This window comes from Sphingomonas profundi, from assembly GCF_009739515.1.
In the GTDB taxonomy this organism is placed as follows: Bacteria; Pseudomonadota; Alphaproteobacteria; order Sphingomonadales; family Sphingomonadaceae; genus Alterirhizorhabdus; species Alterirhizorhabdus profundi.
The window spans coordinates 2,884,591-2,898,859 of sequence record NZ_CP046535.1 but is presented as its reverse complement, the minus strand read 5'-3'; the positions used below and the strand labels follow the sequence as shown (position 1 = coordinate 2,898,859).

The 14,269-nt window shown below is 68.8% G+C and carries 19 protein-coding genes; all 19 read right to left on the bottom strand.

Features of this window, described 5'->3' with window-relative positions; translation table 11 throughout:
- Window positions 1-1,223: 1,223 nt before the first annotated feature.
- Complete coding sequence (locus GNT64_RS21945; RefSeq protein WP_231639010.1) at window positions 1,224-1,880, bottom strand: DUF6441 family protein; 657 nt, start codon at window positions 1,878-1,880, stop codon at window positions 1,224-1,226.
- Window positions 1,880-2,026, bottom strand: a complete 147-nt coding sequence (locus tag GNT64_RS13895) for a hypothetical protein (RefSeq protein ID WP_156680068.1) — start codon at window positions 2,024-2,026, stop codon at window positions 1,880-1,882. Before GNT64_RS13895 ends, GNT64_RS21945 begins: the two co-directional genes overlap by 1 nt.
- Window positions 2,027-2,160: 134 nt before the next feature.
- Window positions 2,161-2,733, bottom strand: a complete 573-nt coding sequence (locus tag GNT64_RS13890) for a hypothetical protein (RefSeq protein WP_156680067.1) — start codon at window positions 2,731-2,733, stop codon at window positions 2,161-2,163.
- A 10-nt stretch (window positions 2,734-2,743) separates the two neighbouring features.
- Entirely contained in the window at window positions 2,744-3,976 is a 1,233-nt protein-coding gene (locus GNT64_RS13885) for a hypothetical protein (RefSeq protein WP_156680066.1), read from the bottom strand.
- 15 nt (window positions 3,977-3,991) lie between these two features.
- Complete coding sequence (locus GNT64_RS13880) at window positions 3,992-4,429, bottom strand: hypothetical protein (protein ID WP_156680065.1); 438 nt, start codon at window positions 4,427-4,429, stop codon at window positions 3,992-3,994.
- Entirely contained in the window at window positions 4,426-4,728 is a 303-nt protein-coding gene (locus tag GNT64_RS13875) for a head-tail joining protein (RefSeq protein WP_156680064.1), read from the bottom strand. The genes GNT64_RS13880 and GNT64_RS13875 overlap by 4 nt, the downstream gene beginning before the upstream one ends.
- A complete protein-coding gene (locus GNT64_RS13870; protein ID WP_156679351.1) occupies window positions 4,728-4,892 on the bottom strand; it encodes a hypothetical protein in 165 nt (54 codons plus the stop codon). Before GNT64_RS13870 ends, GNT64_RS13875 begins: the two co-directional genes overlap by 1 nt.
- Window positions 4,893-4,957: 65 nt before the next feature.
- Complete coding sequence (locus GNT64_RS13865) at window positions 4,958-5,299, bottom strand: DUF2190 family protein (protein ID WP_156679352.1); 342 nt, start codon at window positions 5,297-5,299, stop codon at window positions 4,958-4,960.
- Window positions 5,300-5,382: 83 nt separating this feature from the next.
- Window positions 5,383-7,482 carry a prohead protease/major capsid protein fusion protein gene (locus tag GNT64_RS13860; protein WP_156680063.1) on the bottom strand — a complete coding sequence of 700 codons (2,100 nt, stop codon included), beginning with the start codon at window positions 7,480-7,482 and terminating at the stop codon, window positions 5,383-5,385.
- Between the two features lie 13 nt (window positions 7,483-7,495).
- Window positions 7,496-9,046, bottom strand: coding sequence for a phage portal protein (locus GNT64_RS13855; RefSeq protein ID WP_156679354.1), 1,551 nt, complete (start codon window positions 9,044-9,046; stop codon window positions 7,496-7,498).
- Between the two features lies 1 nt (window position 9,047).
- Window positions 9,048-9,242, bottom strand: coding sequence for a phage head-tail joining protein (locus GNT64_RS13850; protein WP_156680062.1), 195 nt, complete (start codon window positions 9,240-9,242; stop codon window positions 9,048-9,050).
- A gap of 10 nt (window positions 9,243-9,252) precedes the next feature.
- Entirely contained in the window at window positions 9,253-11,367 is a 2,115-nt protein-coding gene (locus GNT64_RS13845) for a phage terminase large subunit family protein (RefSeq protein WP_156680061.1), read from the bottom strand.
- Window positions 11,300-11,947: a hypothetical protein gene (locus tag GNT64_RS13840; protein WP_156680060.1), complete on the bottom strand. Its 648-nt coding sequence runs from the start codon at window positions 11,945-11,947 to the stop codon at window positions 11,300-11,302. The genes GNT64_RS13845 and GNT64_RS13840 overlap by 68 nt, the downstream gene beginning before the upstream one ends.
- A 146-nt stretch (window positions 11,948-12,093) precedes the next feature.
- Window positions 12,094-12,342 (bottom strand): hypothetical protein, encoded by a 249-nt coding sequence (locus tag GNT64_RS13835; RefSeq protein WP_156680059.1) that lies wholly within the window; start codon window positions 12,340-12,342, stop codon window positions 12,094-12,096.
- 38 nt (window positions 12,343-12,380) lie between these two features.
- On the bottom strand, window positions 12,381-12,512 hold the full coding sequence (locus tag GNT64_RS22180) for a hypothetical protein (protein ID WP_277873229.1): 132 nt from the start codon (window positions 12,510-12,512) through the stop codon (window positions 12,381-12,383).
- On the bottom strand, window positions 12,512-12,685 hold the full coding sequence (locus GNT64_RS13830; protein ID WP_156680058.1) for a hypothetical protein: 174 nt from the start codon (window positions 12,683-12,685) through the stop codon (window positions 12,512-12,514). The genes GNT64_RS22180 and GNT64_RS13830 overlap by 1 nt, the downstream gene beginning before the upstream one ends.
- Window positions 12,686-12,796: 111 nt before the next feature.
- On the bottom strand, window positions 12,797-13,444 hold the full coding sequence (locus tag GNT64_RS13825) for a hypothetical protein (protein WP_156680057.1): 648 nt from the start codon (window positions 13,442-13,444) through the stop codon (window positions 12,797-12,799).
- Window positions 13,441-14,079 (bottom strand): DUF3164 family protein, encoded by a 639-nt coding sequence (locus GNT64_RS13820; RefSeq protein ID WP_156680056.1) that lies wholly within the window; start codon window positions 14,077-14,079, stop codon window positions 13,441-13,443. The genes GNT64_RS13825 and GNT64_RS13820 overlap by 4 nt, the downstream gene beginning before the upstream one ends.
- Window positions 14,076-14,261 (bottom strand): hypothetical protein, encoded by a 186-nt coding sequence (locus tag GNT64_RS13815; RefSeq protein WP_156680055.1) that lies wholly within the window; start codon window positions 14,259-14,261, stop codon window positions 14,076-14,078. The genes GNT64_RS13820 and GNT64_RS13815 overlap by 4 nt, the downstream gene beginning before the upstream one ends.
- Window positions 14,262-14,269 lie beyond the last annotated feature (8 nt).

Here is a 14,269-nt window from a genome sequence, read left to right as displayed (position 1 = left end):
GGCGGCTTCGCCGGCGGCGTCCGACTGGATCGCGATGTCCTTCAGGATCGGCGGCACGAAGTTGAGAGAAGAACTCGCTTCCTTGGCGGCCGCCTGCACCTTGCGGAGGTTGGTCTCCGTCCTGGCGGTCTCGGCTGGCTTGATCACGGCGCCGGCGCCGTCGTCGACACCGGCGGCAGCCCTGTTCGCGTTAAAATCTTTGGCGATCCGGCGGAGTTCGGCGAGCTCCCTCTTGTACGTATTCACTGCCTGCGGCAGCGCCGTATTCTTGAAGACACCGTCTCCTGCTGCGATTCGATCTTTCTCCTGGAGCGCCGCGACCGTACGCGCCCGCTGCGCGTCATAAGCGCTTTTCGTTGCCGTGCGCCGCTCGATATCGCGGATCTCCGCCTCGTACGATGACGGGTTGCCGATTGGCGAGAAGTTGGCCAGCGCTCGTCCAAGCTTCGCCAGTCGCAGCTCGACGCTCTCGAAGGCGCTGATCCCGTTGGCTGCGAAGATCACGAACTGATTGCGTGATCGCGACACGAACGCGTCGATTGTCTCGTTGGCATCCGCCAGCTTGTCGATCATCTCGGAGGTGATCACCGATCCGGTGTCGCGAAAGGCCTGCTCGGCGTCGTGCAGCGCGGCTCCGCCGTCCTTTAGCGCCGCCGCAAGATCGACGCCGATCTTCTTCCCGAATATGTCGACCAGGTCGCTCGCATACTGCGCCTCCGAACCGGCCCCCTTTGACGCCGCGGCGAGAGCATCCAGCAGCTGCGCGGGATCGCTGATCTTTCCTGCGAGGATATCTGCAGTAATACCGAGACGGTCGAGTGCCTTGGTCGCCCCATTCTCGGTCCCCGACTGAACGGCTCCTAGCGTGTCGTTCAATCCCTTCAGAACCTTGTCGGTTTTTTCAGTCGGGATCTCGAGGGAGCGCAGACCCTCCTTCAGCGTCTGGTAGCGCTCGACGGCGACTCCGGCCTGATCGGCGGCGGTGCCGAGATCATCGGCATAGTCGAGAACCGCCTTGCCGGCTTCGGCGATCCCGGCAATTCCAATCCCGGCGGCAAAGCCCGCCAGCGTGTTGCCGATGCCGCCAAGCGCGGTGTTCACACGTGACGCGGCCGATCGCGCCTCGGTCTCGATCCGGTCCATCCGCTGGCCGAACTCTGCGGAAAACTGCTCGCCGGCGAGCTTCAGCCGGGCGACGATGTCGACGTTCGGCATGATCCCTCCTAGCTGATCGCGCCTGCGCGCCTGGCGAAATCCTCGGCGACCCTGCCGGCGAACGGCGCCAGCGTGCCCTCGACCGAGAAGCGCGAGCGCAGGCTGACGTAGGGCACCAGGACGAAGATCACGGCCGACGCGAACCGGCCACGGTTGATCGCCGACGCGCTGGCGGCGCGGATCCGGCCGGACTTGAGCACGCGCGCGCCTGTCGCGATCAGCAGCGTCGGCTTGCCCGGGCGCTGCACCGGGATCAGCTTGATCCCCGTTGCCGCTTCCCACTCCTCCGGCGTCGGCCGCGTCTTGCGCACGCCGAGCGCCGCCGCCTTGGTCGGCACCGCAATCGTCCCGCCCCCGCGCGCGCCGATGCGCCCGCCCTCCACCTGGCCGCGAATCGCGCCCTTGGTGCGGTCGCCGCCCTTGGGGTAGAGCAGCGTCGCCGGCCCGGCCGCGAGGCCCTTCTGCGGATAGACCTTGCTGTTCCAGGCCTTGGCCAGCCGCCCGAGGCCGCCGGCCGCCGTCGCCGCTTCCAGCGCCCGTTCGGCCTGCTTGCCGACGTCGGTGACCGCCGCCCGCTCCGCCTCCAGGATCGCCTTCTCGAGCCGCGAGCGATCCGCGCCGAGCTTGGCGAAGTCGATCGTGAGCGCATCGAAGGGGTTCGGCATCAGGCCTCCTTCGGGTTCACCCAGGCCTCGAGCAGCATGAAGGCGTCCATCAGCGCCGCCGGCTGGTCGGCCGGGCCGCCAGCGCAGGGGAGCGCCCGGCCGCCCATTGGCCCGCCGTGGGCACGGCAGCTGAGCCAGAGATCCACGACCGAAAAGATGCCGCGCGGGATCGCCAGGAGCGGGTTCTGCTCCCAGATGCACCCGGCGATGTCCCAGCCCCCGCTTTCCTCGGCGCTATACTCGAAGTCGGCGGGGTGCTGCCGGCAGACGAGCGCGCCTCTCAGTTTCCCAGATGCTGGCCCGCGTAGGCGAGATTGTAGGCGGTGCGGCCGGCGACGCGCAGCTCCAGCGGATCGATCGCCGCCATCGCCTCCGGCTTCACGCCGGACCAGTCGCGGGCAAACGGCACGTCCAGGTTCTCCACCCCGACGCACCACTTCTGGAACGCGACGATCGGCGCCAGCGCCTCGCGGCGCTGCTGCTGGGCGATGAGGCTGCGGTAGGCCGGATAATGCTCGATCAGCACCGCCTCGGCCGCCTCGAGCAGCGCGATCTCGTCATCGGCCAGGCTCTCGCCGTCCTTCAGCGCCGCCTGCTGGGCGGACAGCTCCTTCAGCCGCGCCGCGTCGTCCGGTGCCGTCTCGCCGATCAACGAGTCGATGCCGGCGGCGAACGCCGCACGAAGCTGGAAGCCGTAGACGATGCCGGCGCGATGCTCGCCGGAGAGCTCGCCCTCCAGGATCTCGCGCTCGGTGACGGAAGGCGCGCGCAGCAGGTAGACCGGCTTCGGCTCCTCCTGCTCGCGCCAGGGCGGGGTCCAGCGGATCGGCTGGCTCGTCGACATCGCGATCATGCGGGTTCCCTCAGTCGAACATCAGGATGCTGTCGCCGTCGCGCCCGTAGGCGTCGACGGAGAGGCTGCGCGCCTGCGCGGTGATCTGCTCGGACTGCAGCTTGCCGCGCTCGCCATCCTCGGCCACCGTCTTCTGCACCCGCGGCAGGGTCAGCGCCCAGCGATTGCCGGCGCTGATGCCGCACGAGAGCGAGGCGTTCATCAGCGTGCCGCCCTGGATGTCCGCGATCGAGTTGCGGTACGCAATCAGCGTCGCCAGCGGGTCCATCTTCAGCAGCGGGATGCGGTCGGTGATGACGCTCGCGCCGAAACCGTTGTTCGTGTTCGGATCGTCCGGCGTCTCGAGCGTGCCGCCATTCTCCAGCGACCACTGGCTGATCGGCATCGGCAGGCGGTTGAGCAGCACGACGGCGTCGAGGGCGGTCGACTGAGCCAGGATAGGCGCCGAGTGGCTCGGCAGCACGAGGCCGGAGGGCACCGCCGCGTCGGCATCGCCCACGTAGATGCCGGTGAACGAGAAGTCGGCGAAGCCCGCGCGTGCCGTGTTGCCGCTATAGTCCACAGTGCCGCGGCAGGCGACGAACTTGCGCAGCTTGCCGTCGCGATAGACGTAGATCGTCGCGGACGGCTGATCGGTCAGCCGGGCGGTGAGATCCAAGGGGCTGGTGCCCGAATAGGTCCAGTTGTCGTTGATCGCGACGCTGGTGGAGGCATCCAGCGGCGTCAGGAACGTCTTGGTCAGCAGCGCGACGCGGCCGGCGCTGTACGAGCTCACCAGGGCGGTGCTGCCCGCCCCCGCGCCGGCCGTGATGATCAGCCGCATGCCGCGATAGGCCTCGGCCGTCGCCGCATGGGCCGCGTTCAGCGTCGCCGACGTAGCGGAGCCCGCGCTGCAGAGCGACGTCACCTTGGCGGCGGTGAACTGGCCGCGCTTGCCGCAGGCCTGCAGCGCCTGGTGCAGCGGCGGCTTCACGGTGGGGCTGTAGGTCACGCCGGCACCGGCGCCCTTGATCTGCGAGCGGAAACGGATCGTCGCCGGCTGGCCGATCACCAGCGGCGCGCCGCCGACGAGCGAGCCGGTCGCCTCGCTCGACGCCTCGGCGGTGAACGGCGCGCTCGTCTGCACCGAGTTCGCCTCGACGTTCACCGCATCGGTGACGCCAGGCAGAGCGTCGACGCTCTCGGTGGCCTCGAGCTTGAGCAGCACCGCAACATTGCTGGTGCGGATAATCGGGTCGGACATGTCGATCTCCTCAGATCAGGCGAAGCGCGACGGATCGCCGCGAGGGGTCGCGAACTGGATCGCGAAATCGGTGGCGAAGGCGATGCGACCGGTGGAGGCGAGCTCGGCGACGTCGACGCGGGTGTCGCCCTCGTCGATCAGGCTGACGCCGCCGGCGAGCTCGTCCAGCGGCGGCTCCGTCACCAGCGCCGCGACGACGCCAACGTAGAGCTCGCCGATCGCTTCGCGCGCGCCGTCGCCCTCGACGAAGCCGTCGACCGTCACCTGCAGCTCGTAAGTGGTGCTGCCGGCCTCGCCGTCGACGTTGCGCTGGCCGTGATCGTGCACGCCGAGCGCGGGGAACGCGTCGGGGTCGCCCGACGGCATCAGCTCGACGCGATCGGCGCTCATGCCAGACACGCCGGCCAGGCGCGCGACGATCGCGGCGAGGATCTGCGAGCGGGCGGCGGTCACCGCTTCACCACGACGACGTAGCGGCCGATGTCGTCACGGTCGGTTACGTCGTCCACCTTCCAGGTGACGCCGGCCCGGACGATCATGTTGCCCTTGCGCGGTCGCTCCGGCAGGTCGGCCTGGTCGAGCTCGAAGCTCACCTGCCGCAGCGTGCTGCCGCCGCCGACGAACGGCTGCGCCGCCTCGTCGGCGTAGATCGCCCGGATCGGCGCGGCGTCGAGGCCGGCGCCGGTATAGACGACGGCCTCGCGGAACACCGCGTCGATCGCGGCCAGGCCGGCGGCGAACGGGTCGGCCATCAGGCCTCGTCCACCTCGACCGCGCGCAGATCCTCGACGAGCACGGTGGCTTCCTCGATCGAGATATCGGCCTCGGGCGCATCGCCGACGGCGAGGATCGCGCCGGCGTCGACATAGAGGCCGTTCTTGTCGAGCGCCGGGCCGTGCAGTTGGACGTTCGGCATGATGCCCTCCTCGGATGCGGCCGGCGACAGCAGCTGCGCCGCGATCGCCGGCCGTTGTTGGTGTATCAGGCGGCGACGCCGTTCAGGCGGACAGCGCAGGTGGCGTCGCCCGCGGCCGCGTCGCCCAGGGCGGCGCCGATGAACAGGTTGGTCGACGCCGTCTTGGTGACGAGCTTCGCCGCATTGTCCCAGTAGAGCTTGGTGCCGGCGGTGAAGTCGGTGCCGGCGGCGGTGCTCTTCGGCAGCGTCCAGACGCCGACGACGTCGCCCTCGACCGGGGCGCCCTGGGCGGCATCGCACTGGGCGACGGCGAACAGCGAACCGACCTGGAAGCCGCCGCCGGAAGCGACGGCATTGGGGGCGGTGAAGGTGCAGGTGTCGCCCTTGTGGCGATAGTTCTTGGCCATGGTCTGTCTCCAGAAGCGACGACGCGCAGGCGGCTTACCGCCGGCGCGTCGTCAGATTGCGGTGGGTGGCGAAGCGCCGGCGATCAGGCGCCGGTCGACTTCCAGAGGCCGCGGTGATCGATGACGGCCGCCGCGAAATCGAGGCTCGCCTTCATCTCGACGCCGTCGACGGTGAAGCCCATGCGGCTGGACATCTGCACGCCCTCGGAGCCCTCGAGATAGGCGTACTCGACCGTATCGACCTGGGCGTTCGACGCCACGCCATACCAGGCGGTGGTGGAGTTGCCGTCCAGGATGGCCTCGACGATCGGGTCGAGCGCGGTGCGGCCACCGGCGCGAAACTCGTTCACGTCGGTCGCCTTGGCGGGCACGAACTGGCTCGAGGTGAACTGGTAGGCCAGCTGCTCCTGCGTCGCCGGCGCCAGCAGATGCTCCGGCATCAGGTTCAGCTCCTCCGACTGGAGCCCCTTCTGCAGACGCATGTCCTTGCGCATGGCGGCCAGCGACGTCGCCGAGATCGCGCCCGAGCCGAGATTGCCGTGGTCGGCGTGGAACAGCGCCTTGCCGTCGGGCATCGTCGGGTTGGACGTGATCTGCGCATAGACCGTCCGGTTCTCGAGACGGGCGGCCGAGCCGGCGAAGCCGGTCGTGATCCGCTCGAGCGCGCGCAGATCGTCGTTGATGATGAGCTGGCGGGTCACGGCGATGATGCGGCCGTAGGTCACGACCGCGTAGCTGACCTTGCCGTCGCTCGCGGTGCCGTAGCGGAACTCGCCGGCCTCGTTGACCCTCACCAGGTCCGGCATCGCCGACATCTGGATGACGTCGACCGAGCGGAAGTCCGGCGCGTTTGGCGCGCGACGCGCCCAGGAGCGATAGCTCGGCTGGTTCTCGTCATAGGCGGCGCGCAGGCGGCGGTTGAGGCCGTTGCCGACGAGGTTCGAGAAGTCGCTCGTGCTGTGCAGCGCGCGCTCCGCGATCTCGTTGGGGGTGAGGCCGCGGACGCTGACGCCGCCGGCCGCCAGATGCTCCTCGGCCATGCGCAGCAGCGACATGCCACGATAGGCCCGACCAACGTCGGCCAGTTCCGAGCGCGGCGACATGCGGTGGAACAGATACTCTTCCATGCCGCGGCGCATGGTGTCGCCGGCGTCGCGCGTCACGGTCACGCGGCTGGTCGTCGGCGCCTGGCTGTCGCGCTCGGCGAAGCGGCGGCCGATGTCGGCCATCAGCGCGTCGCGCGTCAGCGGCGTCGCTTCGTGGCGCTCGATCAGCTCGAACGTGGCGTCGTCGGTCAGGCCGGCGTTGCGTGCCGCGGTGCGGATCGCCGCAACCGTCACGGCTGCGGGCACCTGCCGCTGTTCGATCACGACAGGCGCGATCACGTCAGCGACGACCTCAACGGTGCGGGCATTGTCGACCGGGGTGGAAACGCTGGCGATGGCAGGAGCGGCCGCAGCCGCGCCGGTGGGGAGGTTGCGTCGCATATCATCTTCCTCTTGGCTGCCGTGTGCGGGGGTGCCCGGTGCGGATCGAACCACGGCGTTCGGATCGGCGGGAACGGGGACGAGACTGGCCTCAAGCAACTCCCAGGCGACGGCGCGCCAGGTCTCGTGATCGGTGTCGTCGGTAGCGGTGATCTGCCAGCGGGTGACCCGGTAGCCGATCGAGATCGCGCGCAACTCGCCGGCGGAGACACGCGTCTCGATGGCGCGGCCGGCTTCGGTGTCCGCGAACTGCAACACGCCGATCAGCTGGCCACCCTCGATCCGGACGGAGAGGATGCGGCCGATGACGCCGTCCAGCTGATATTGGTTGTGCGTGTCGAGCAGCGGGCAAACGCCACCAGTCACGCGTGCGAGGTCGATCGCGTCCGCCGAGATCTCGAGCTCTTCAGTGAAATAGTAGCGGCGTACCGCAGTACCGGCAGAGAGAACCGCCTCTACCGTGCGTGCGGTTGCGTCGTAGCTGTCCGGCGCCACAGCAAGGCTGCGCACGCCGCGGCCACCTGCCTGCGGCTGCCGGCGCTCCTCCGGGTCGATGCTGGGCGCGCTGCGTGTCATCGGTATGGCGTCGCGCAATCGTGCGGCGACGATCGCCGCTGCAGTGCCGGTGCTCGCGCTCGTAACGATTAGGATGCGCTGAGTGGACGGCGCCGGTGGCGCCTTCGGATTCTTGTCCATGATGGTCTCCGGATCAGGCCGCGTCGGCGGCGTCAGCGCTGTCGTTGGCGGCCGCGTCGGCCTTCTTCGCGTCGCCGCTCTCCGGCTTCGGCGGGTTGACCAGCTTGCGCGGATCGCCGTCGAACATCACGCCGGGCCCAAGCGCCGCCTCCGCATTCGCGAGATCCTCGGCATATTGGGCGAGGAACTCGAGATAGTCGTAGCCGCGCTCCTCAACGAGCTGGCTGAGCGTCACCTTGCCCATCCGCAGGTTGGCGAGATCCGCCTGAGCATCCTTGTAGGGGTCGACTGAGATGAAGCCAGGCGGCGTCCAGCGCCAGCCGAAGCTCGCGACCGGCAGCAGGCCGGCGGCGAGGGACGCCTCGCGGTAGCGCTGCGCGATCACGCGGCAGAGCTTGTGCACCACGACGAGCCACTGGATCCGCTCCATCCGGCGGCGGAAGCCATGATGCCCGGCGCGCCAGCTCGAATAGTTCACGCCGGAGAAGTCGCCGGTGGCGTGCTCGTACATCACGCCGGCGGCCGCCGCGGCCTCACGCAGGTAGAATTGCGCCGCCTCGGCGATGCCGGGCGCGCTCGGCGGCGTCGCCATGGTGACATCCTCGCCCGGAAACAGGCGCGTCATCATGCCCGGCTCGAACTTGTCGACGAGCTTGCCGAATTTGCGCTTCAGCGCCTCGCCCGTTTTCGGATCGGAGAGCGTCACCGGATCGCCGTCGCCCTTGTCGGTGATGAAGCCGGCCATGCACGAGGCGATGCGCTTGCGGACGAGCTCGGCGTCGAGATAGCCGCGCAGATCGCGCAGCGTCATCACCGCGGGCGCCAGCAGCGGCATTCCCCGGTCCTGCCCGGGCCGCAGCTTGTTGTAGAGGTAGACGATCTCGTCGGCCGGTACGCGATCGCTGACGAGCGTGCGGGCGCGGAACTGGGCGACGTTGCCGGGATGGTGCGGGAGAAGCCAGTAGGCGACCTTGCGGCCGCCGGCGTCATATTCGATCCCGCGATCGATCAGGCCACCGCTTCGCGTCGTGCCGTTCTTCAGCGGATCGAGGAAGTCGGGCTCCATCACCTGCAGCGACAGCGGCGCGGTCGTCACCTTGGCGTCGAACTGCAGGCGGCGGAAGCGGACGATGGCGGCGCCCGATTCCGCCATGCCCTTCGTCGCCGACCAGAGCAGCCCGTTCAGGTCATGGTCGCCGTCATGGTCGCAGACCTCGCCCCAGCTCCGCCAGTCGCCGGAGACCTTCTTCGCGTTGCGTCCCTTCAGCCCTGTCGGCGCACCGACGATGCCGGTGCCGACGACATGGTCGGCGAAGGTGTCGACGATCTGCAGCGCCCAGCCATTGTTGCGCACCAGGTCGCGCGAGCGATTGCGGACGATCTCCTCGTTGGCGCCCGCCTCGGCATTGGCATCGGTGCCGCCGGCCTGCCAGCTGGCGGTGCGGTGGTCGCGACGCGCCGCCTCGTAGGCGCGGCCGTGCATGTCCATCTGCCGCCGCGCAGCCAGACGCCGCGCGCCGGCGACGGGCGCCACCCAGCCGATCGCCTGGTCGAGCCAGGTCACCTCAGAACGCCGCCACGGACGTGCGGCAGCGGTTGCTCAGCGCGTCGCCCTGCATGTCCGCCTGGATCATGCGCAGGATATCGCGCATCTCGCCGAGCGATCGATAGGTCACCTCGCGGTCGGCGTAGCGCACTTTCACCGCGCCCGTCGCGATCGCGGCACGCAGCTGCTCTACGTCGTTGCTCGTGAACGCCATCGGCAACTCCTCATAGCCAGCTCTCGCCGCCGTCGGCGCCGGACCGGCTGATCCAGGCATCCTCGGCGGCCGGCGCCATCTCGGGCGCCGCGATCGCGATGAACCGCGTCGCCAGTTCCTCGGTGCGTTCGTTCAGGCGCAGGCCGAAATGGATCAGGCCCTGCAGCGCCGCGTAGGCATAGACCCGGCAGTCCAGTGCCTCGTTTGCCTTGCCCTTCGGGCATTCCCACACCGTGAAGCGGGAGCCCGCCATCACCTTCAGGATGCGTCGTTCGACGATCAGCTGCTCGTACCAGGCCAGCTCGCGCTTCGCATGGAAGTGCATGAACCCGGGCCCGGGCTCGCGAACCTCTTCCAGCCTGGCGCGGATCGTGTCCTTCGCCGCGTTCACCCCGATCACGGTCGGCTTGTACTGCGACCGCTTGCGCGTTGACGGCTTCACCGTCGGCCAGATCGGCGCGCGCTGGCCGCTCTTCTCCGACGCGCCCTTGATGGCCCACACCTTGCGGCCCAGGCGCGCCTTGGCGAACGCATAGACCTCGTTGGTGCGGTGACCGCCCGAATCGATGCACGCCGCCTCGACCGCGAACGCGCGACCGTCGGCGCGGCGGAAGGTGCGCAGCAGCTGCTCGTCGACGCGATCCCAGAGCTCGAAGCTCGAGGTGTCGCCCTCGATTACGACGTAGCCGAGCGACCAGCTCTCCTCGTTCGTGCCCCAGCCGACGAACTCGAGCTCGACGCGATCGTCCTGCGTGTCGCCGCCGACGGTGATCAGGCCGATCCCGTCCGGAACCTCGCCCGGCCAGGTCTCGGCTCGCGCCGCCAGCGTCTCCGCCTTCAGGTCCTTGCCTGTGGCGCGCCGGTGCGGCCGGCCGCGCTGCGTGTTGTCGAACACGACCCGCTGATCCGGGTCGTCCTTCATGTCGAGCCACTTCGTCGCCTGCTTCGGCGGCGCATCCTTCGGCCACGGCGAGAACAGCTTGCCGGCGGTGAAGCTGGCATGCTCGTTGTCGACCGGCCACTTGCCGCAGTGCTGACATCGCGCGCGGTAAACCGCCCATCGCGGGCCGGCCCACCAGTCCCACGTCTGCAGCACCGGATCGGCCGGCCGGCTGTCACCCTGCCGCCGCCACGTCTCCTCGAAGACGGCGAGCGGATCCTGGTGCTTGCCGCAGCACAGGAACGCCTTCGTCTGGTGCCAGCGCGTCGTCTTCAGCGCCTGCAGTCGGGCACCCTCGTCCCAGCCGACGCCGCAGGCCTCGCAGTAGATCTTCGCCGTGCGCGGGTGGTGCGCGATGACGTTGCCGGCCTCGTCGAGCTCCTTGTCCCACTCGACGTGCCTGAAGAAGTCGATGAAGTTGCGGTGGCGGCAGTGCGGGCACTCGACCGAGGCCTGCCGCTGGTCGCCGGCGAGGTAGCTCGCCTCGATGCGGCTCTCGCCCTCGATCGTCGGCGAGCAGACCCGGACCGACAGATATTCCGAGAAGGTGGCCTGGCGCTCGTCGCCGAGCCCGATCGCGTCGCCCTCGCGCGTCAGGACGTATTTGTCGACCTCGTCGTACATCGTGATGCAGACGGGCCGCCGGGCGAGGTTGTCGGGCGATCCGGCGCCAGCCAGGGCGAGGAAGCCGCCCGGAAAGCCCTTGTAGAGCAGCGTCTCCTCGGCCGACCGGCTCTTGCGCGAGCCCATCAGGTCCCGAAGCACCGGCGTCGCCCGGATCATGGGCGAGATGCGCTCCTTCGAGAACTGCTCGGCGGCGGCTTCCTTCGGCTGCACGAGCAGCATCGGTACCGGCTTGATGTGCGCGTGATAGCCGACGATCGTCTCGAGCAGCGCCGTCTTGAGCAGCTGCGTGCACACCATGGCGGTGAGCACGTGCACCCCCGGCTCGGTCACCGCGAGCATCGGCCCGCGCGCCACCTCTACGGTCGAGGTCCGCCACTTCCCCGAGGTGGAGCCCGCCTCCTTCGCGAGCCGTCGGTAGCGATCCGCCCAGTCGGGCAGATTGATCCAGGGCGGAGGCGTGAGGCCGCGGCGCCAGGCGCGCCGCAGCCGCTCATCCTTCGCCGGCTTCTGCGAACTCCGCTTCCGGCTCTCCGAGATCCTGGAGCTGCTGCTGGACATGCTTGTTCAGCGCCTCCACCACCGGCTCCGGCGCTACGCCCAGCTCGGCGGCGATGAGCGGCCCGACCCGGGCCGGCCAGTTCATCCAGGCGTCGCGGAACTGGCGCGCCTGCTCGAACAGGATCGCCTCGGCCACCTCGATGTCGACGAGGTCACCCGCTTCCTTCCGCGCAGCCAGCAGGTTCTTCGCGGCGAGCGCATTCTCCTTCACCTGCTCGGCGACGCCGGTCAGCGCGAAGCGGCCGGCGAGCACCTGCGCGATGAAGTCGACGACCTCCTCCGGATCCGGCTGATCGCCAATCGCAGTCGGCGGCGGGAGCACTGCGGACAGCGGCGCCGTCACTGCCTGGGTGCGGACATTCGGTGCGGACATTTGCGCGGTGTCCGCACCGATGTCCGCACCCGCAGCGCCGCGGCGGTTGGTCCGTCTCCAGCCCGATCCGACCAGCGCCGCGTCGAGCTTGCCATCTTCCGAAACCCGCAGTTTTCCGGCCGTTATCGCCCGGCGCACCAGCTTGTCGTCGCACCCGTCGAGCCGCGCGAACTCGCGCACAGACACCAGGTTCAGGGGTGCGGACATTTCAGGTGCGGACCCCTTTCAGAACCCATAGCTGGGAACGCTTCGAGCCTTTGCGCCCCGTATACGAAACTGGCCGGGAAGGACCCGAACCGGGGGGGATGGCCGGTTCGGGGGCGGCCAACCGGGGGCGGCGGCCGGTGTCGAGGTCAATCGAACTCGGTTCGTCGCATTTCGGCGGGCGACGCTGCCGGGCTGATCGTGATGGCGGTCTCGATGAGGGCCATGACCCTCGCCCGGGCACGCGCACCATCCTGCTCGTGTCTCGCGATCTCGGCGTCCAGCCGGTCGCGCCGGCCACGAGCACCGGCAGCTTTGAGATCGGCCACGGCGATCTCGCCGATCGCGTCGTCGAGCACGCGGGGATCGATCCAGCGGCCGCCGGGCAGGCGCTTCATCTCCTCCCGCACCAGCGGGAACTCAAATGCCTCAGACCTCATGCGATACGCTCCCGCACCCAGTGCAACGCCTGTTCGACGGGGGTGATCACCAGCGGCTCATCCTTCGCGAGCAGGAGCATGACTAGGACGAGCACGCACCGGATGAAGAGGCGGACACCGTCATCCATCACCGGCTGCCGCCCCGCGCGATGCGGCACATAACCGTGCCGAGGTCATGCACGTCGTCGAGCAGCTGCTCGGTGCGCGCATGCGGTCGGCGATCGTTCTCGGCATCGCGGATAATGAGGTCGAGCCGTTCCTGCGCGATACGCAGCCGATCGACCAGCGACGGAGTTGCCATGATGGCCTCCAGATCTAGGGTAAGCTGACGACTTCCGCTGCCAACATGGGCGCAGAAGTCAGCGTGGGCGCGCAAGAGCCGAAGCTCCAGATCGTCTGTCCCGAAAGCCGCTCAGGCGGCGAGGCCCCGCAGGGCTTGATCGGCAGCTACATCAATCGGCGACAGACGCCAAGCCTCAATCTTCCAGGATTGGGTCCCGAACCTCACTGAGGCGAACGTGCCGTCGCTCTCCTCTACGACGCCGGTCACGCCCACCAGTGCCGGCATCTCCGCCACCGTCACCTCGGTGCCTGGCAGGAAGCTGCGGTGTTGGGCGCGCATGGCTCGACGCCTGGCCGCCTCGGACTTGATCGCGGCGATGCGGATGCGCTCGGCCTCCTGGTGCGTCTCCGCGTCGCGCATAGCCTGCATCGTCGCTGCGGCCCGATCTTCCTCCTCGCGCAGCCCCGCGACGTCACGGTCGCCGATCAGCGGGATGCGTCCGCCATGGCTGAAAATCGAGAAGGCCGGGTGTGGACTGACCGGCCTCGCCGCCGCGTCCGCCAGCGAGACGAGGTCGTGCTCGCGGGCGAACACGAATGTCGGCAGGATCGCCAGATCAATCTCGAAACGCTTCTCCGTGCGCGTTCCTGGCCGCACGATTTTGCGGATCGTGCGTGCCGGCGTCCACGCATCGAAGCCGGCAGCCTGCAACGATCGCGCGAGCGGTAGCGTCTGCCCGCCGCTGGTTCGGAGGATCAGCCAGCGCTCGCTGCTCATGCCGCTGCTAGGTCCACGGTCACCGGCCGCCACGCGGCGTCTGGTGCCGGCCGATCGTAGAAGCGGACGTAGGTGCGCGAGCCGATTACCCGGATCGAATTGCGTATCGCTTCCATGGCGCGCATCCAGCGATCATCCTGGATCTCCACGCGCAGCAGCATGAAGAGCTCGGCACGGTTGATTTGCCCCTGCTTGTCGACTTGGAAGACGCGGTTAACCAGCGCGCGCAATTCGATTGCGCTGCCGACCGCCCATTCGGTGAGGCACTCATCGATCAGCGCCTTGGCGGATTGCAGCTCCGGCCCGAACTCGAGCAGATCCGCCACCTGAACCTGCACTTTCTGGCACCCGTCGAACGACACCAGCGTGATATTGCCCTTCTTGCCGCCCACGCTGGCGCCGTAGTGCTGCGCGAGCAGCGCCTGCAGTTCGCCCACATTCTCGAATGTGCGCGCCTTGAAAGCGGTCACCAGCGCCGACGCCTCGTGCGCGCCGGCGAGGATTTTACGCACTGTCTCGTCCATCAGCAGGTCGGCCGCCTTCACGGATGCAAGCGGCACCAGGCTGCCCTTCGCATCGCGCAGGTATGGGCTTCCGTTCACGTCGATTGCGGCGGGGTGAGCGACCACCTTCATGCCGCCGCTCGCATCGAACCGGCACCGATGCCGGCGATCGTCTCGATGCTGCTCAAGAGGCGCTCGGCGTTCTGCCCGATCTCCGCCTTCTCGAGCAGCTCGAATAGCTGGGCCTTCGGCACGGCGACGAGATCGCCCGGCATCGCTTCGATGTCGGCCCGTGATTTAGCGAAATTGACCATGCCACCCC

Coding starts and splice junctions, on each gene's coding strand:
- GNT64_RS21945 (WP_231639010.1), bottom strand. CDS start 1,880: ATGCCGAACCCCTTCGATGCGCTCACGATCGACTTCGCCAAGCTCGGC.
- GNT64_RS13890 (WP_156680067.1), bottom strand. CDS start 2,733: ATGATCGCGATGTCGACGAGCCAGCCGATCCGCTGGACCCCGCCCTGG.
- GNT64_RS13885 (WP_156680066.1), bottom strand. CDS start 3,976: ATGTCCGACCCGATTATCCGCACCAGCAATGTTGCGGTGCTGCTCAAG.
- GNT64_RS13875 (WP_156680064.1), bottom strand. CDS start 4,728: ATGGCCGACCCGTTCGCCGCCGGCCTGGCCGCGATCGACGCGGTGTTC.
- GNT64_RS13870 (WP_156679351.1), bottom strand. CDS start 4,892: ATGCCGAACGTCCAACTGCACGGCCCGGCGCTCGACAAGAACGGCCTC.
- GNT64_RS13865 (WP_156679352.1), bottom strand. CDS start 5,299: ATGGCCAAGAACTATCGCCACAAGGGCGACACCTGCACCTTCACCGCC.
- GNT64_RS13860 (WP_156680063.1), bottom strand. CDS start 7,482: ATGGACAAGAATCCGAAGGCGCCACCGGCGCCGTCCACTCAGCGCATC.
- GNT64_RS13850 (WP_156680062.1), bottom strand. CDS start 9,242: ATGGCGTTCACGAGCAACGACGTAGAGCAGCTGCGTGCCGCGATCGCG.
- GNT64_RS13845 (WP_156680061.1), bottom strand. CDS start 11,367: ATGTCCAGCAGCAGCTCCAGGATCTCGGAGAGCCGGAAGCGGAGTTCG.
- GNT64_RS13840 (WP_156680060.1), bottom strand. CDS start 11,947: ATGTCCGCACCCCTGAACCTGGTGTCTGTGCGCGAGTTCGCGCGGCTC.
- GNT64_RS13835 (WP_156680059.1), bottom strand. CDS start 12,342: ATGAAGCGCCTGCCCGGCGGCCGCTGGATCGATCCCCGCGTGCTCGAC.
- GNT64_RS22180 (WP_277873229.1), bottom strand. CDS start 12,512: ATGGATGACGGTGTCCGCCTCTTCATCCGGTGCGTGCTCGTCCTAGTC.
- GNT64_RS13830 (WP_156680058.1), bottom strand. CDS start 12,685: ATGGCAACTCCGTCGCTGGTCGATCGGCTGCGTATCGCGCAGGAACGG.
- GNT64_RS13825 (WP_156680057.1), bottom strand. CDS start 13,444: ATGAGCAGCGAGCGCTGGCTGATCCTCCGAACCAGCGGCGGGCAGACG.
- GNT64_RS13820 (WP_156680056.1), bottom strand. CDS start 14,079: ATGAAGGTGGTCGCTCACCCCGCCGCAATCGACGTGAACGGAAGCCCA.
- GNT64_RS13815 (WP_156680055.1), bottom strand. CDS start 14,261: ATGGTCAATTTCGCTAAATCACGGGCCGACATCGAAGCGATGCCGGGC.